At 48.9% G+C, this 15,951-nt stretch carries 15 protein-coding genes, 1 pseudogene and 1 other annotated feature; of the genes and pseudogenes, 15 read left to right on the forward strand and 1 reads right to left on the reverse strand.

Annotation, left to right across the window (positions count from 1 at the left end; genetic code table 11):
* Positions 1–23 precede the first annotated feature (23 nt).
* The 15 genes and pseudogenes from GJB59_RS10820 to GJB59_RS10885 all read left to right on the forward strand — a co-directional run bounded on the left by GJB59_RS10820 (position 24) and on the right by GJB59_RS10885 (position 14,966).
* Positions 24–992 carry an ABC transporter ATP-binding protein gene (locus GJB59_RS10820; RefSeq protein WP_142827321.1) on the forward strand — a complete coding sequence of 323 codons (969 nt, stop codon included), beginning with the start codon at positions 24–26 and terminating at the stop codon, positions 990–992.
* Positions 989–1,627: an ABC transporter permease gene (locus GJB59_RS10825; protein ID WP_185960013.1), complete on the forward strand. Its 639-nt coding sequence runs from the start codon at positions 989–991 to the stop codon at positions 1,625–1,627. Before GJB59_RS10820 ends, GJB59_RS10825 begins: the two co-directional genes overlap by 4 nt.
* Before the next feature lie 12 nt (positions 1,628–1,639).
* Positions 1,640–2,542 carry a glycine betaine ABC transporter substrate-binding protein gene (locus tag GJB59_RS10830; RefSeq protein WP_185960012.1) on the forward strand — a complete coding sequence of 301 codons (903 nt, stop codon included), beginning with the start codon at positions 1,640–1,642 and terminating at the stop codon, positions 2,540–2,542.
* 605 nt (positions 2,543–3,147) lie between these two features.
* Positions 3,148–4,296: a thiolase family protein gene (locus GJB59_RS10835; RefSeq protein ID WP_142827320.1), complete on the forward strand. Its 1,149-nt coding sequence runs from the start codon at positions 3,148–3,150 to the stop codon at positions 4,294–4,296.
* Positions 4,297–4,324: 28 nt separating this feature from the next.
* Positions 4,325–5,095, forward strand: a complete 771-nt coding sequence (locus tag GJB59_RS10840) for a 3-hydroxyacyl-CoA dehydrogenase (protein WP_142827319.1) — start codon at positions 4,325–4,327, stop codon at positions 5,093–5,095.
* 14 nt (positions 5,096–5,109) lie between these two features.
* A complete protein-coding gene (locus GJB59_RS10845; protein ID WP_142827318.1) occupies positions 5,110–6,258 on the forward strand; it encodes an acyl-CoA dehydrogenase family protein in 1,149 nt (382 codons plus the stop codon).
* The gene (locus tag GJB59_RS10850; protein WP_142827317.1) at positions 6,259–7,242 is read left to right on the forward strand and encodes a CaiB/BaiF CoA transferase family protein; all 984 of its coding nucleotides are present in this window, start codon (positions 6,259–6,261) and stop codon (positions 7,240–7,242) included.
* Positions 7,239–8,855, forward strand: a complete 1,617-nt coding sequence (locus GJB59_RS10855; protein WP_142827316.1) for a long-chain fatty acid--CoA ligase — start codon at positions 7,239–7,241, stop codon at positions 8,853–8,855. Before GJB59_RS10850 ends, GJB59_RS10855 begins: the two co-directional genes overlap by 4 nt.
* A 287-nt stretch (positions 8,856–9,142) precedes the next feature.
* Positions 9,143–9,378 (forward strand) — a binding site (T-box leader).
* A gap of 63 nt (positions 9,379–9,441) precedes the next feature.
* Entirely contained in the window at positions 9,442–10,434 is a 993-nt protein-coding gene (trpD, locus tag GJB59_RS10860; RefSeq protein WP_142827315.1) for an anthranilate phosphoribosyltransferase, read from the forward strand.
* Positions 10,431–11,204, forward strand: coding sequence for an indole-3-glycerol phosphate synthase TrpC (gene trpC, locus GJB59_RS10865; protein ID WP_142827314.1), 774 nt, complete (start codon positions 10,431–10,433; stop codon positions 11,202–11,204). The genes trpD and trpC overlap by 4 nt, the downstream gene beginning before the upstream one ends.
* Positions 11,201–11,773 (forward strand): annotated as a pseudogene (locus GJB59_RS19120) (phosphoribosylanthranilate isomerase); the annotation flags it as partial. The gene trpC and the pseudogene GJB59_RS19120, both read left to right, overlap by 4 nt.
* Positions 11,774–11,803: 30 nt before the next feature.
* Positions 11,804–12,997 carry a tryptophan synthase subunit beta gene (gene trpB, locus GJB59_RS10870; protein ID WP_236015624.1) on the forward strand — a complete coding sequence of 398 codons (1,194 nt, stop codon included), beginning with the start codon at positions 11,804–11,806 and terminating at the stop codon, positions 12,995–12,997.
* On the forward strand, positions 12,994–13,764 hold the full coding sequence (gene trpA, locus GJB59_RS10875; RefSeq protein WP_142827312.1) for a tryptophan synthase subunit alpha: 771 nt from the start codon (positions 12,994–12,996) through the stop codon (positions 13,762–13,764). The genes trpB and trpA overlap by 4 nt, the downstream gene beginning before the upstream one ends.
* Before the next feature lie 20 nt (positions 13,765–13,784).
* Positions 13,785–14,375, forward strand: a complete 591-nt coding sequence (locus tag GJB59_RS10880) for a DNA-3-methyladenine glycosylase (protein ID WP_142827311.1) — start codon at positions 13,785–13,787, stop codon at positions 14,373–14,375.
* Positions 14,376–14,444: 69 nt separating this feature from the next.
* Positions 14,445–14,966 carry a type 1 glutamine amidotransferase domain-containing protein gene (locus GJB59_RS10885; protein ID WP_142827310.1) on the forward strand — a complete coding sequence of 174 codons (522 nt, stop codon included), beginning with the start codon at positions 14,445–14,447 and terminating at the stop codon, positions 14,964–14,966.
* A gap of 119 nt (positions 14,967–15,085) precedes the next feature.
* Here GJB59_RS10885 and GJB59_RS10890 read toward each other — a convergent pair whose 3' ends face one another.
* A complete protein-coding gene (locus GJB59_RS10890) occupies positions 15,086–15,895 on the reverse strand; it encodes a GNAT family N-acetyltransferase (RefSeq protein ID WP_236015620.1) in 810 nt (269 codons plus the stop codon).
* Positions 15,896–15,951: the final 56 nt, after the last annotated feature.

The following is a 15,951-nucleotide window of genomic DNA, read 5'->3' on the forward strand; positions in this document are numbered from 1 at the left end:
AGAATCAGAAAGGAGTGGATGCTATGATTCGATTTGAAAATGTCACGAAGCGCTTTCCTGATGGAACAGAAGCGCTAAAAGACATCTCACTCGTTCTGCCGACTCATGAATTGACTGCTATCATCGGTCCTAGCGGATGCGGCAAAACCACTTTAATGAAAATGATCAATAAGTTAGAAAAACCGACTGCCGGAAGCATCTACATTGATGAAAAGCCGATTAACGGTATGGATGAAGTTCAATTGCGGCGCTCCATCGGTTATGTTATTCAGCGTATTGGTCTGTTTCCGCATATGACGATTTCGGACAATGTGGCGCTGGTACCCAAGTTGCTGGAGTGGCCAAAAGCCAAAAAAGAAGAACGGGTACGTGAACTGCTCGAATTAGTCGGTCTGGATCCTGCCATATACATGGATCGCTATCCGCTTGAATTAAGCGGCGGGCAGCAGCAGCGTGTAGGCGTAGTTCGCGCGCTTGCTGGAGACCCGAACATTGTACTGATGGATGAACCTTTTTCTGCACTTGACCCGATCAGCCGGGAACAACTGCAGGACGAACTCCGGAATCTCCAGCAAACCATCAAGAAAACCATCGTTTTTGTGACACACGATATGGATGAGGCGTTGAAAATTGCAGATTCTATTATCGTGATGCGAGGCGGGCAAGTTGAGCAGACAGGTACACCGCAGCAACTGATTGACAACCCCGCAAACGAATTTGTCCGAAACTTTATCGGTGTAGAGCGCATCAATCAAAAACGTACATTCGGCGAAAGGAAATTGCTGGAGTTTTTAGGCTTGTTCTCTACTAAATGGACAGGGGGCGCTGAGAAGATTTCAGCTGACTCCACTATTGAAGAAGCTTTTTTTCAACTGGATGGAAGCAGCCAAGATTACTTGGCCATCATTCAGGATGGCCGTATTGCAGCGTATGCCAATGACCGTGATTTGTTGAAAGCTGCTCTCGCTAAGGAAACGGGGGTACTCGCATGAGTAATTTTTTGGATACCCTTGTCAGCCGGCAAGATATGATTATCAGTGCATTATTGGAACATATCTACCTGTCATTTGTGGCGGTGGCAATCGGTATTGCCATTGCATTGCCTTTGGGAATTATTATTACGCGCTACCGCCGCTACGCTGAACCGATTATTGGGATAACGGCAGTTTTCCAGACGATACCAAGCCTTGCATTGTTCGGCTTTTTGGTACCGATTTTGGGAATCGGCTCTCCAACTGCGTTAATCGCACTCATTATCTATGCGCTGCTGCCGATTCTGCGGAATACTTATGCTGGAATCGCCGGTGTCGATGGTTCGACCATCGAAGCCGGCCGAGGAATGGGCATGACCCGGACGCAAATTTTGCGCCAAATTGAGTTGCCCTTAGCATTGCCTTTTATCATGGCCGGGATTCGGACAGCAACCGTATTGACGGTCGGAATCGCGACGCTTGCCACATTTGTTGGGGCAGGCGGCTTGGGCGACATCATTTACCGTGGCCTGCAATCGTATAATAACTCGTTAGTACTGGCAGGTGCGCTTCCTGTGGCTTTACTGGCAATTGGATTTGATCAGATCTTGAAGTGGATTGAAAAAAGAGCGACACCAAAAGGCTTAAAAACATAGGGGGAAACAAGGATGAAGAAAGCGGCATTAGGTATTTTAATGGCGGGAACAGCGGTCATTGCAGGATGCGGATCAGGTGGAGGTGAATCGGAACCGCTGGTAATCGGCGGCAAGCCATGGACAGAGCAGTATATTTTGCCTCATATTCTCGGGCAATATATTGAAGCGAATTCCGAATACACGGTGGAATACGAAGATGGCCTGGGAGAAGTGGCGATTTTAACTCCTGCTTTGGAGGATGGCGACATCGATATGTACGTGGAATATACGGGGACAGGACTTAAAGATGTCTTGAAGGAAGAATCAGTGCCTGGACAGACCTCGGAAGAAGTGCTGGAGATTGTCAGAGCAGGCTATGAAGAGACTTTAGGGGCTACTTGGCTGGAACCGCTTGGTTTTGAAAATGGCTATACTTTGGCTTTTTCAAAAGACAGCGGTTATGATGCAGAAACGTATTCGGATTTGGCGGAACTCTCGAAATCAGAAACTATGCGTTTCGGTGCACCGCATCCTTTCTATGAGCGTCAAGGTGATGGTTTTGATGACCTCGTCGCCACGTATCCATTTGAGTTTTCAGCTACGGAAAGTTTTGATCCGGCCATCATGTATGAAGCTGTCCAAAGTGGAGAAGTCGATGTCATTCCGGCTTTCACAACTGACAGCCGCATCGAATTATTTGATCTTGCCACTACAGAAGACGATCTTTCGTTCTTCCCGAAATACGACGCGGTGCCTGTCGTGCGAGAGGAGACACTTGAAGAATACCCGGAGCTTGAGGAAGTATTGAGTGGATTGGCAGGGCAAATCAGTGAAGAAGAAATGCTGGCTATGAACTCGCGGATTGATGTAGACCAAGAAGTAGCGAGCGATGTTGCTCGTGAGTTCCTTATTGAAAAAGGGCTAATTGAAGAGTAAGAAATGATTCCGCGGCTAAAGCTGCGGAATTTTTTTGTTCAAGAATAATGAAACTTGATACAGACCAGCGCGTTGCTGGGTTGTCTTATGCCCGTCGGACCTAACCGGGCGCTTCCGCTTTTCTAATTGTCCAGACTCCGGCAAGCCAGCCCTTCGAGTCGCTTCAGCCTTAGCGGCAACCGCTAAAGACCGCCGTTGCCGCTAAGGCCTCCAGCGCTTGTCGGAGCTTAACGGCTGCCTGCGCTTTTCTGATTGTCCAGACTCCAGCGCCCAGCTCTTCGGGTCATAAGCCACCCCAACTGTGTGGCAAAGTGCGCCACACAGCTGGTTCGTCTTATGCCCATCAGAGCTACATGAGCGCTTCCGCTTTTCTAATTGTCCAGACTCCGGCAAGCCAGCCCCTCGAGTCGCTTCAGCCTTACCGGCAACGGCTAAAGACCGCCGTTACCGGTAAGGCCTCCAGCGCTTGTCGGAGCTAAACGGCTGCCTGCGCTTTTCTTGTAGCATTTGCCAAAGGGTTCTTGTACAATAATCTTAATGAGTGAATAGTCATTCAATTCAGCTAAATGAAAGCGGATTCAAAAATAAATGATGAGGTGAAGTGTGTGAGAGAAGTGGTAATTATAGAAGGAGTTCGGTCACCGGTAGGAAGAAGAAAAGGGCTTTTTGCCTCGACGCGGTCGGACGAGCTGGCGGCTTTGGTGCTGGAGGAACTGGTAAAGCGAGCTGGAGTGAAAAAAGGTGAGGTAGAAGATATTATTTTAGGCTGTGTTTCGCAGGCGGGTGAGCAAGGAGGCAATATTGCGCGCACCGCAGCATTGATTGCCGGCTTTCCGGATTATGTGCCGGGCGTTACCATTGATCGTCAATGCGGATCGAGCCAGCAAGCTGTGCATTTCGGGGCGCAGGCCATTTTGGCGGGAGACATGGACATTGTCATCGCGGGCGGTGTCGAAAGCATGACGCGCGTGCCTATGTTTTCCAATATGCAAGGGGCAACGCCGAGCAAGAAGCTGACAGATCAATATGAAATTATCAATCAGGGATTGTCCGCAGAACGCATCGCTGAAAAATGGGGATTCAGCCGGGAACAGCTTGATGCATATGCAGTGCAAAGTCATCAGCGAGCCCAAAATGCTATTCAGGCGGGACGGTACGAGCGGGAAATTGTGCCGATTGAAATTCAAGGAGAAAATGGTGAAACACAAATTGCTGCTGTTGATGAAGGTCCGCGTCCTGGAACGACGATGGGAGTTCTGGGTGGCCTGAAAACTGTTTTCGATGAGGATGGTGTGATTACCGCAGGCAATGCCAGCCAAATGAGTGATGGTGCTTCTGCTGTCCTTTTAATGTCGGCTGAGAAAGCGCTGGAACTGGGGTTAAAGCCGAAAGCGCGGATACTGGCTCGCACGGTGGTTGGGTCTGATCCAACCTTAATGCTGACAGGACCGATAGCGGCAACGAAAAAAGTATTGGAAAAAGCAGGTCTCACAATCGGAGACATGGACCGCTATGAAGTCAATGAAGCATTTGCGCCGGTCCCGCTTGCATGGCTGCATGATATCGAGGGAGATCCCGACAAGCTGAATGTCAACGGAGGCGCCATTGCGCTTGGGCATCCGCTTGGTGCGACAGGAACCAAATTGCTGGTGTCCTTGCTGCACGAACTGGAACGCTCCAACAGCCGCTATGGTCTGCTGGCAATCTGTGAAGGTATGGGGATGGCAAACGCCACTATTATTGAAAGACTTTAAAATGGTTTGAGACTTAAGGGGGATGACGATGGAATTTTCACAGGTTAAAGCAGTAGTTACGGGAGGAGCATCAGGCCTTGGAGAAGCAACGGTGCGGCGTATAGCGAAAAGCGGCGGAAAAGCGGCGATTTTTGATTTGAATGCGGAGCGGGCAAGAGTGCTGATTCAAGAATTGGGCGAAGAGTCGGTTATCTATAAAGAAACCGACGTGACGGATGCGAAACAGGTCGAACAGAATATCAGCGAAACACTTGAACAATTCGGCGGCATCGACTTAGTGGTCAATTGTGCGGGTATCGGCACTCCCGGAAAAGTGCTATCCAAAGGTACGCCGATTGCATTAGAGCAGTTTGAAAAAGTTGTCAAAGTAAACTTGATTGGCAGTTTCAACGTTATTCGCATTGCGGCAGCCGCCATGCAAAAAAACGAACCGAACCAAGAAGGTGAACGGGGAGTCATCATTTCGACGGCATCTGTTGCAGCTTTCGAAGGGCAAATTGGACAGGCGGCCTACAGTGCATCAAAAGGCGGTGTGGTGTCCATGACCCTGCCGATTGCCCGGGAACTTGCCAGAGACGGGATTCGAGTCATGGCGATTGCCCCCGGTTTGATGGAGACGCCGATGGTGGAAGGGCTGCCAGATGCGGCAATCGTTTCATTGTCTGCAGCAGTGCCGTTTCCAGCGCGCCTCGGAAAACCTGCCGAATATGCACTATTGGTGGAGAGCATTACTGAAAACCCGATGCTGAATGGCGAAACGATCCGACTCGACGGAGCAATCCGGATGCAGCCGAAATAAGGAGGATGAACAGGATGGCAAAATACCGTTTTGAAGAAGAAGAGCATGTGATGTTCCGCAAATCGTTGCGCAAATTTTTGGAGAAAGAAGCAGTCCCGAATTATGATCAATGGGAAAAAGATCGCCTTATTCCAAAATCTTTCTGGAAAAAACTTGGGGATATGGGCTTTTTAAGTCCGCAAGTTGAAGAACAATACGGCGGCCTTGGCCTTGATTTCCGTTACGCAGTTGTCATCGGAGAAGAAATGGAACGAGTAGGTGCCAGTCTTACTGGGGTTGGACTGCACAATGACATTACCGTCCCTTATATTGAAGCTTATGGAAATGAGGAACAAAAACAGCGCTGGCTGCCGGGCTGCATTTCTGGCGACCACATCACAGCCATCGCCATGACAGAACCGGGAGCCGGATCTGATCTCGCGAATATATCGGCTACGGCTGTGCGGGAGGGCGATAACTATATTGTCAATGGCCAGAAGACCTTCATCACCAATGGCATCAACTCGACATTGGTGCTGGTGGTCGTAAAAACCGATCCAAAGGCAGAACCGAAACACCGGGGAATTTCTCTTTTGATGGTAGAAGAAGGGACACCTGGCTTTACGAAAGGGCGCAAGCTCGATAAGGTTGGCCTTCATGCACAGGATACGTCCGAACTGTATTTTGAGGACTGCGTCGTCCCTGCTTCGAATTTAATTGGCGAAGAAAATAAAGGCTTTACCTATTTGATGGAAAAACTGCAGCAGGAGCGGCTGGTAGTCGCGTTAGCTGCACAGGTGGCTTCTGAGGATATGCTTGAAATGACATTGGAATATGTGAAATCGAGAAAAGCATTCGGCAAGCCGATTGGCTCATTTCAGAACTCGCAGTTCAAACTGGTGGAAATGGCGACGGAAATCGAACTGGGCCATTCATTCTTGGAATCATTGATTGAAGACCATATGGCTGGAAAAGATATTGTTTCCAAGGTATCGATGGCAAAATACTGGCTGACCGACACAGCCAAAAAGATTTCTGGGGAATGCATGCAATTGCACGGAGGATATGGATATATGGAAGAATATAAAATTGCGCGCCGGTACCGGGATATTCCGGTAGCTGCAATCTATGCCGGTTCCAATGAAATCATGAAAACCATTATTGCTAAGCGGATGGGGCTGTAAATGAAAAATGCGCTAAAAGGTGTACGGGTCCTGGATGTTACTTATTATGTTCCGGGGCCTTATGCGGGAATGCGGCTTGCTGAACTGGGTGCGGAAGTCATTAAAATAGAACCGCCAGAAGGCGACCCTGCCCGCTATATGAGCGGAGGGCACGTCCATGCGGCGAACAACCGTGGCAAAACGATTGTTCATATCGACTTGAAATCTCCGGAAGGCCGTCTGGAAATGCTGGATTTGGTCAAAGGTGCAGATGTACTGATTGAGACGTTCCGGCCGGGGGTCATGAAGAAGTTGGGTCTGGATTATGACAGCCTAAAAACGGTTAAGCCGGATTTGGTTTATTGCTCGCTATCAGGTTATGGCCAAACAGGTGAAATGGCGGAATTGGGAAGCCATGACTTGAATTATATGGCTTTGTCCGGTGCCTTGGACCAATTAAGCGATGCTTCTGGCAGGCCCATTCATCCGACGAATACCTTCGCTGATTTTACTGGAGGTTTGATCGCTTCGGAACAGCTGCTTGCGGCGCTATTGAAAAAGTTCCGCACTGGAAAGGGGCAATACTTGGACATTGCCTTGGCTGAAGTCATGGCGGAATTTCTCGGTAATCATGATGTCTACCACGATGCCGGTGTTTCAGATAGGGGCATCCCAGAAATCGGCGGCGCCCGGATCAGCTACGCCATTTACGAAACAAAAGACGGGCGCTACATAACTTTAGGGGCATTAGAGGACAAGTTTTGGCAGGTTTTTTGCCGCTTTGCCCACCGGCCGGATTGGGCAAAGTGGGGAGAAAAGCCATTGGGAAGCCCAGAACACCAGGAAGTCGCAGCATTTTTTAAATCAAAAGACTGGCAGGAATGGTACGGAGCCTCACTCCAAGTGGATGCCTGCCTCGCGCCTGTATTAAAGGCCCATGAGCGGCACGAGCATCCGTTTTTCATTGAGCGAAATAAAACGAAAAGGGAGTCGGATGTGACATGATGGATTCGCCGTTGTTATTATCGTCTTTCGTAAAAAGAGCAGAGCGCTACTTTCCGGAAAAGTTGATTGTTTCACGGACCGGAGAGAATATGATTCACCGTATTCCCTATAAAGAATTTGCGGTGCGCACACGCAAATTGGCTGCTGCTTTAAGCAAAATCGGTATGGAACGCGGTACGAAAGTCGGAAGTTTTGCCTGGAATCATCACCGCCACCTGGAACTGTATTTTGGGGTGCCGGGAGCGGGTGCCATCCTTCATATGATTAATATCCGCCTATCGCCAGAGCATATTGCCTATGTCATCAACCATGCCGAAGATGAAATCTTGTTGGTCGACCACGACTTGTTCCCGTTGATTGAAAAGCTGGCGCCGATGCTGAAATCGGTCAAGCATTTTGTTGTCATGAAAGACGGGACGGATTTGCCGGACACGTCACTTGAAAATGTTTACTCGTATGAAGAATTGCTGGCGGCAGAGGATGGCAGTTTTGAATTCCCGGAAGATCTGGACGAAAACACGCCGGCTGGCATGTGCTACACATCGGCGACGACCGGCAATCCGAAAGGCGTCGTCTACACACACCGGGGATTGGTGCTGCACAGTTATGCACTCGGCATGTCCGATGCGATGGGCTTGTCTGAACGCGATATTGCATTATCCATCGTCCCAATGTTTCATGCCAATGCATGGGGGCTGCCGTTTGCCAGCGTCCTGTTCGGCACTACGCAAGTATTGCCAGGACCAGGGCTTGCTCCCGGCATGCTGCTGGATTTGATCGAATCGGAAAAAGTCACGTTGACTGCCGGTGTCCCGACTATCTGGCTGGGCGTCCTCAAAGAGTTGGAAGCCAAACCGCGCAACATTGAGACGCTGCGGATGATCATCTGCGGCGGATCAGCTTCGCCGAAAGGGTTGATCCGGGCATTTGAAGAAAAATACGCTGTGCCGTTTGTAACCGGATATGGCATGACGGAAACTTCGCCGCTTGTCAGCTTGGCCATTACAACGTCTGCAATGGCCGATATGACGATGGATGAGCGCATCGAACGCCGGTCAATGGCGGGATTGCCGATGCCGGGGCTGGAAGTGCGAATCGTCAACGAAAACGGTGAGGCTCCTTGGGATGGCGAAACGATGGGCGAACTGAATGTCAAAGGGGCATGGATCGCCGATGAATATTATAAGGACGAACGGACCGAAGACGCTTTTAAAGACGGCTGGCTTTATACGGGCGACATTGCCGTCATTGAGCCGGACGGCTATATCAAGTTGACGGATCGGACAAAAGACTTGATCAAGAGCGGCGGCGAATGGATTTCCTCGGTAGATCTGGAAAATGCGCTGATGACCCATGGCGCCGTTTTCGAAGCAGCGGTTGTCGCAATTCCTCATGAAAAGTGGCTTGAACGGCCCCTTGCCTGTGTAGTCCTGAAAGAAGGGCATGCTGAAGATGAAGCGATGAAAGCGGAATTGCTGGCCTATCTGGAGAGTCAATTTGCCAAATGGTGGGTTCCGGACGATGTGGTCTTTTTGAAAGAAGTGCCGAAAACTTCCGTCGGGAAATTCCTCAAAGCAGCTTTGCGAAAAGAACTGGATGGCTATTATCAGTGATTAATATTTGTTCAAACGCAGGTGCCAGAGGAAAATGGGTGCTTGCGCTTTTCTTTATTGTCCAGACTCCAGCGCCCAGGTCCTAGGGTCATAAGTCACTCCAGCTGTACGGCTGGAGAAACGCCGCTTCGCCGGAGCGTCTTATGCCCGTCGGACCTATACGGCCGCTTCCGCATTTCTTTTACTTGACAGAATAAACAAAACCTTTTAAGATAAGGGTCAACTTGTTGTACGAGAAGCAAGTCCTTTTGAGAGAAGAGCCTAGAGAAGACTAGAATAGAAGAGTGTATAAATCGAGGATTGAGACGAGTAGGCAGGGAGATCCATTTAGAGAGTCAGCGGCTGGTGGAAGCTGATTGGGTGAACTGCGCGAATGGACTTAGGAGAGCTGTCCTGAAAGCGGAAGCGAGTAAGGGAGACGTAAGCCCTGCGTTAAAGGGAAAGGCGAAGAGCCTGTTTAAGTGAGTGCAGAAATTTATTGCATTAATGCGTGGTGGTACCGCGGTTTTGACCCGTCCCCGCAATCAGATTAATTATCTGGTTGCGGGGATTTTTGCATTCAAAATCAAGATGAGGAGAGATCAGGATGAGCAGAGCAGAGAATATGAGTGAACAATTGATGTATGAAAAATCGTTGGAAATTCTGGACGGTACAATAGATGAGCAGCATGTGAAAAATTTTTTATCCGGTTTGCATGAAAAAGGCGAAACGGCTGATGAATTGGTCGGATTGGTCAGAGCGATGCGCGAAAAAGCAGTCAAACTTCCCGAGGTAGAGGGGGAGCTGGTTGATGTTTGCGGAACTGGCGGAGACCGTTCCTACAGTTTTAACATCAGCACATTGACGGCATTTGTCTTGGCTGGCTGTGGACTGACTGTTGCCAAGCATGGCAATCGCAGTGTTTCCAGCAAGACTGGCAGTTCCGATGTATTGGAAGCATTGGGCATTTCGACAAAAACGGATATTGCCTCAATTCCGGCGATGCTGGATCAGACTGGGATTGCGCTATTATTTGCACCCGCTATCCACCCGGCACTTGGCGGCTTGCGCCGAATCCGCAAAGAAATTGGGACTCCGACTATCTTTAACTTGGTTGGGCCTTTGGCAAATCCGTTGCCGATCACGGTTCAAATGACCGGTGTTTACCGTCTCGACATGCTGGAGCCGATGGCCGATGCGCTCATTCGGCTGGGCAGAAAAAAAGGGGCATTGGTTCACGGAGCAGGTGGATTGGACGAAATGTCGCTTGCCGGCACCAATGAGCTGATCGTTTTCGATGAACTGGGCAAGCGCAAAATGACGATCCATCCGAATGAAGTCGGTTTGGAAGTTGCCCCGATAGAAGCGATTCGAGGAGGAGACCCGGAGCGCAACGCTGAAATCTTTATGGACGTCTTATCTGGAACCGACAGTCCCTATTTGGATACAGTGGCACTGAATGCGGGAACCGTCCTGTATGTCAGTGGCAAGGCTAAGACCGTTGCGGAAGGTGTGCAGCAGGCAAAAGCATCAATCAAATCAGGCGAAACCGCGCGTGTCTTCGACTTGCACCGGTTAGCAGCGGAGGTATTTGTATGACCATACTGGATAAAATTATTGCTACTAAATATGAAGAAATAAAAACTTATAAACCGGTGGAGCCAAGCGCCATCGCTTTTCCGGAAAAATCAAAGCTGCTGCAGCAGCTGCAGGAAAAAAACGGCGTCATTTCAGAAATAAAGCGCGCTTCCCCGTCTAAAGGGGATATCCAGACAAGAGTGGATGTTGTGGCACAGGCGAAAAAATATGAAGCAGCGGGAGCAGCCGCCATTTCGGTTCTCACTGATGAAACTTACTTTAAAGGATCGATTGATGACCTGCGCAAAGTGGCAGAAGCTGTGTCGATTCCTGTTTTATGCAAAGACTTTATGGTCAGCGAAATTCAGATTGATCGAGCACAACATGCTGGAGGCACCATCATCTTATTGATCGTGGCGGCACTCGAAAAGCAGAAGCTGCATAGCCTTTACCAATATGCCATTTCTAAAGGGCTTGAAGTATTGGTGGAAGTGCACGACGAAGAAGAACTGCATACAGCCTTAGAACTGGATGCCAAGCTGATCGGTGTCAATAACCGCAACTTAAAGACGTTTGATGTATCGGTTGAACGGACCGCGCAATTGGCAGAGAAATTTCCATTTGACGGCGAACGGGTGCTGATCAGTGAGAGTGGGATGAATACAAAAGAAGATGCGAAGTTTGCTTTTACCAGTGGTGCTTCAGGAATTTTGGTAGGCGAGGCATTGATGCGGTCTGAAGATCCGGGCCACTGGATTCGCCAGGCGACAAGTGAGGAGGCAATCCGATGACCAAAGTAAAAATCTGTGGTTTGAAAGAAGAACAGCATGTCAAAGCGGCAGAGCGGGCAGATGCTATCGGTTTTGTGTTTGCTCCAAGCAAACGCCAGGTGACGATCGAACAGGCGACTGAACTGGCCAAACACATTCCGGTAGATACCGATAAAATTGGCGTATTTGTTAATGCTTCTTTGGAACAAATCGAAGACGCGATTGCACGGGTTCCATTGACGATGGTCCAACTGCACGGCGATGAACCCGATGAACTGGTCGGAGCGATTCAAGTCCCGGTTATCCAGGCGTTTTCCATCCGTACGAAAGAAGATGCAGATCAATTGAAGAAATCCATTGCTGATTATGTTTTGGTAGATGCTCCCGGTACCGATTATCGTGGAGGCAGCGGCAAAGTGTTCGATTGGTCCCTGCTCGATGGAGCCGATATCGATCCATCCCGCCTAATTGTAGCAGGGGGCTTGAAGCCGGAAAATGTTCATGCAGCCATTATGCAAACAACGCCTTATATGGTCGATGTTTCAAGCGGCGTCGAAACGGACGGCCGCAAAGACACGGCAAAAATACAGGAATTCATAAAACAAGTAAAGGATGATTCGATGGAACAAACAATAGAAAAGGTTGGATTTTTCGGCAAATACGGCGGACAATTTGTACCGGAAACCTTGATGAAAGCCGTCAAAGAATTGGAAGATGCCTATAACGAGGTAAAAGAAGATCCTGAATTCCAGAAAGAATACCATCATTATTTATCCGAGTATGTTGGCCGCGAACAGCCGCTGACGTTTGCGCAACGCATGACAGAATCATTGGGTGGACCAAAAATCTACTTGAAACGCGAAGACTTGAATCACACCGGCGCCCATAAAGTGAATAATGCAATTGGCCAAGCCTTGCTTGCCATGCGCATGGGCAAACGAAAAATTGTAGCAGAAACTGGAGCGGGCCAGCACGGTGTAGCGACAGCGACGATTTGTGCACTTTTTGATTTGGAATGCGTTATTTTCATGGGAGAAGAAGACATCAAACGCCAACAACTGAATGTATTTCGCATGAAGCTGTTGGGAGCGCGCGTTGAAAGTGTTACAAAAGGCAGTGCAACTTTAAAAGATGCGGTCAATGAAGCCCTTCGCTACTGGGTTTCAAACGTAGAAGATACGCATTACCTGATCGGTTCGGCTCTTGGTCCGCATCCATTCCCGACGATGGTCCGCGATTTCCAAAGCGTCATCGGCGAAGAAACAAAGCGCCAAATTCTGGAGAAAGAAGGTCGTTTGCCTGATGCCATTTTGGCATGCGTAGGCGGCGGCAGCAACGCGATCGGCATGTTCTATCCCTTCATTAAAGATAAAGACGTGCAGTTGATTGGCGTTGAAGCAGCCGGTCAGGGTGTCGATACGGACAGGCATGCTGCGACTTTGACAAAAGGGACAGAAGGCGTACTTCACGGCGCTATGATGAAATTGCTTCAGGACGATGCGGGGCAGGTACAGGAAGCGCACTCCATTTCTGCGGGACTCGATTATCCGGGAATTGGGCCGGAACACGCGTACTTAGCGGATATCGGCCGTGTCGAATATCGTTCGATTACAGATAAAGAAGCGCTTGATGCGGTCATCAGCATGTCCCGCCTTGAAGGAATCATTCCTGCGCTTGAATCAGCACATGCCATTGCAGAAGCTGAAAAGCAAGCCAAGACGATGACTGCTGATCAGATTCTGGTGATTTGCGTATCAGGACGCGGCGATAAGGATATGGCGACGTATGCTGAGAAACTGGAGGGACTGTCATGAAACGACTGGAACAGCTGAAGAATTCAGGAAATAAGGCGTTTGTCGCCTACATCATGGCAGGCGATGGCGGCCTTGACCGTTTGAAAGAGCAAGTGCAGTACTTACAGGGAGCGGGAGTAACGGCCATTGAAATCGGCATCCCATTCTCTGATCCGGTAGCGGACGGACCGACGATTGAAGCGGCAGGCAACCGTGCCTTGAAACACGGTGTCACACTGCAGAAAGTGCTGGAAGAAATGAAAAGCTGGACTTTCCAGGTTGAAATTCCTTTGCTGGTTATGACTTATCTGAACCCGGTGCTGAAATTTGGCGTAGAACGTTTTGCATCTGAATGCAGCAAGGCTGGAGTTTCGGCAGTTATCATACCGGATCTTCCTTATGAACATAAAGAATTGGTGCAGCCCCATATAGATAAAGAGGGCATCAAATTGATTCAGCTGGTGACCTTGACGACGACCGATGTGCGGCTGGCTGATATTCTCAGCGGAGCGGAAGGGTTTGTCTATGCAGTAACGGTCAAAGGCATAACCGGATCACGCGATGAAATGTCGGAAGATGTTAAAGCCTTTATGCGCAAAGTCCGGGAGAAAAGCCCGGTTCCGGTTTACGCTGGATTTGGAATTTCGAAAAGCAGCCACGTCGACATGCTGCGTGATGATGTAGACGGCTTTATTGTCGGAAGTGCCATTGTGGAAGCTTTCAACGATAATAGAATCCAAGAAATCGAACCGCTTATCAGTGCGGTGACTGCCACCCATTCGGTATAATGCCGATAGGAGGAGATGTTATGTTTACACCAGTCACTGCTGAGTTTTTCCATGCTCCGACATTGGAGCTCTCCCGGAAATTGCTTGGCCAAATCCTGGTTCATGAATTGCCGGAGGGCATCGTTGCGGGGCGTATCGTGGAAACTGAAGCTTACATGGGTGCGGAAGATCGGGCTGCCCATAGTTTTGGCAACCGCCGCACCAAACGCACTGAAATCATGTTCGGCAAACCCGGGCTCATTTATACGTATCAAATGCACACCCATACATTGATCAATGTCGTCAGCGGACCAGAAGATACTCCGCGGGCGATTTTGATTCGTGCAGTCGAACCGCTAGAAGGCATAGAGCTGATGGCGGAACGGCGCGGCAAGCATATGCCAATGAAGAATTGGACCAGTGGACCTGGAAAACTGACCAAGGCAATGGCCATCACCATGGATCACTATGGCAGCCATTTTTCTGAGAAGCCGCTTTATATTGCGCAAGGAGATCCCGTTCATGCCGTATCGGTCGGACCGCGAGTCGGCATTGAGAATTCGCTTGAAGCGGTCGACTATCCGTATCGTTTTTGGGAGACAGAAAATCCCTTTGTCTCGAAATTTCGCTAGTTCTGTGTTTAATGTCTTCTTTTGGTGGAATACTGAAAGAGAATGATTAAACAGAAGGAGTGGTAGAAAGTGGCAAAAATCGCAACTTTAATTACAGACATGTTCGAAGATGTGGAATATACAGATCCGTCGAAAGCGTTTAATGATGCGGGTCACGAAGTCTTCACTATCGAAAAAGAAGCAGGCAAAGAAGTGACAGGCAAACAAGGCGAAGCTGTTGTCACCATTGATAAAGGCATTGACGATGTCAGCCCGGATGATTACGATGCACTATTCTTGCCAGGCGGATTTTCTCCAGACCAATTACGTGCGGATGATCGTTTTGTAGCATTCACGAAAGCGTTCATGGATGCGAAAAAACCGGTCTTTGCAATTTGTCATGGACCTCAATTATTGATAACGGCCAAAGCGTTGGAAGGCCGTAAAGCGACAGGCTTTAAATCGATTCAAGTCGATATGGAATATGCAGGAGCTACTGTAGTCGATGAAGAAGTGGCAGTGTGCCAGGACCAATTGGTTACGAGCCGCCAGCCGGATGACCTCCCGGCGTTCAATCGCGAATCCTTGCGTTTGTTAGAAAAGCTAGCTTAATAAATAAACCCCGAACCAGCCTAGCTGATTCGGGGTTTTTGCGGAGAAGATTTTAAGGAACACAGGTTTTTGGAAACCAAATCCAATGAAAAGGAGTGCGCCGGGGCGCACTCCTTTTTCTAATCCAAAAACTTCGCTAAATAAATTTCGTTGTGTGGTTTGCCATTTATCATCATGGATTTTTGGCGGATGCCTTCAGATTCAAAACCGGCTTTTTCATACAGTTTGCGTGCCGGTGCGTTTTCTTCGACAACCGACAGTTCAAGCCGGCTGATGCCTTTATCCTTAGACCATTCCACTGCTTTATCAAGCAATGATTTGGCAATTCCTTTGCCTTGCGCTTCTTTTTGAAGGCCTAGATCGATAGTAGCCCTATGTGCAGCTCGTTTAGCATCGTTGCCCATAATCATCAAAAAGCCGACATGCTGACCGTTTAAGATAGCGATGATGATAGTCGAATGGCCACTTTGTTTCCATTCGATGATTTGTTTGCGGACTTTTTGAGTGGATTGTGTCCGTTCGTCTTTAGCGTACAGCATGAACTCGGACTCAGATTCCACTGTTTTCTGCAAAGCAGCGAGAGAGCGTGCATCTCCATGCTCAGCAGTTCGGATCAGCAGGATGTCCTGATCCTCTTCATCTTGGCCTGAGCCGCTGCCATTTGAAAGGTCAATCCTTTCAAAGACCACAAAGCGGTCGGGTTCAACATCGCTGACAAAGTAACCAGCGTCTACCCAGGCGTGAAAGTGCTTTGCCGGCGCTTTTGTCTTTTTCCACCAGCTTTTATTCAAGTAGGCGGCATTGGGCAAATTCTGTCCCATAATTTGTTCGATTTCTGAAAATGTTAATTTTATTGAGGGATTCGTCGCTCCGGAGAAATAATCGGCCAGAGGAATGTATTTCTTTTCCAGTAAAATAGTCACAGGCATCTCTTCCTTCCACCTAACTTTGAATTAGTTAGTCATATTATACCATTAGCATGTGC

The sequence above is a fragment of the Planococcus soli genome (assembly GCF_016881065.1).
In the GTDB taxonomy this organism is placed as follows: Bacteria; Bacillota; Bacilli; order Bacillales_A; family Planococcaceae; genus Planococcus; species Planococcus soli.

Excerpts from the sequence above, each read along its gene's own strand:
- trpD (WP_142827315.1), top strand. The coding sequence starts at position 9,442 with ATGAGCAGAGCAGAGAATATGAGTGAACAATTGATGTATGAAAAATCG.
- GJB59_RS10840 (WP_142827319.1), top strand. The coding sequence starts at position 4,325 with ATGGAATTTTCACAGGTTAAAGCAGTAGTTACGGGAGGAGCATCAGGC.
- GJB59_RS10855 (WP_142827316.1), top strand. The coding sequence starts at position 7,239 with ATGATGGATTCGCCGTTGTTATTATCGTCTTTCGTAAAAAGAGCAGAG.
- GJB59_RS10880 (WP_142827311.1), top strand. The coding sequence starts at position 13,785 with ATGTTTACACCAGTCACTGCTGAGTTTTTCCATGCTCCGACATTGGAG.
- trpB (WP_236015624.1), top strand. The coding sequence starts at position 11,804 with ATGGAACAAACAATAGAAAAGGTTGGATTTTTCGGCAAATACGGCGGA.
- trpC (WP_142827314.1), top strand. The coding sequence starts at position 10,431 with ATGACCATACTGGATAAAATTATTGCTACTAAATATGAAGAAATAAAA.
- GJB59_RS10845 (WP_142827318.1), top strand. The coding sequence starts at position 5,110 with ATGGCAAAATACCGTTTTGAAGAAGAAGAGCATGTGATGTTCCGCAAA.
- trpA (WP_142827312.1), top strand. The coding sequence starts at position 12,994 with ATGAAACGACTGGAACAGCTGAAGAATTCAGGAAATAAGGCGTTTGTC.
- GJB59_RS10825 (WP_185960013.1), top strand. The coding sequence starts at position 989 with ATGAGTAATTTTTTGGATACCCTTGTCAGCCGGCAAGATATGATTATC.
- GJB59_RS10850 (WP_142827317.1), top strand. The coding sequence starts at position 6,259 with ATGAAAAATGCGCTAAAAGGTGTACGGGTCCTGGATGTTACTTATTAT.
- GJB59_RS10830 (WP_185960012.1), top strand. The coding sequence starts at position 1,640 with ATGAAGAAAGCGGCATTAGGTATTTTAATGGCGGGAACAGCGGTCATT.
- GJB59_RS10820 (WP_142827321.1), top strand. The coding sequence starts at position 24 with ATGATTCGATTTGAAAATGTCACGAAGCGCTTTCCTGATGGAACAGAA.
- GJB59_RS10890 (WP_236015620.1), bottom strand. The coding sequence starts at position 15,895 with ATGCCTGTGACTATTTTACTGGAAAAGAAATACATTCCTCTGGCCGAT.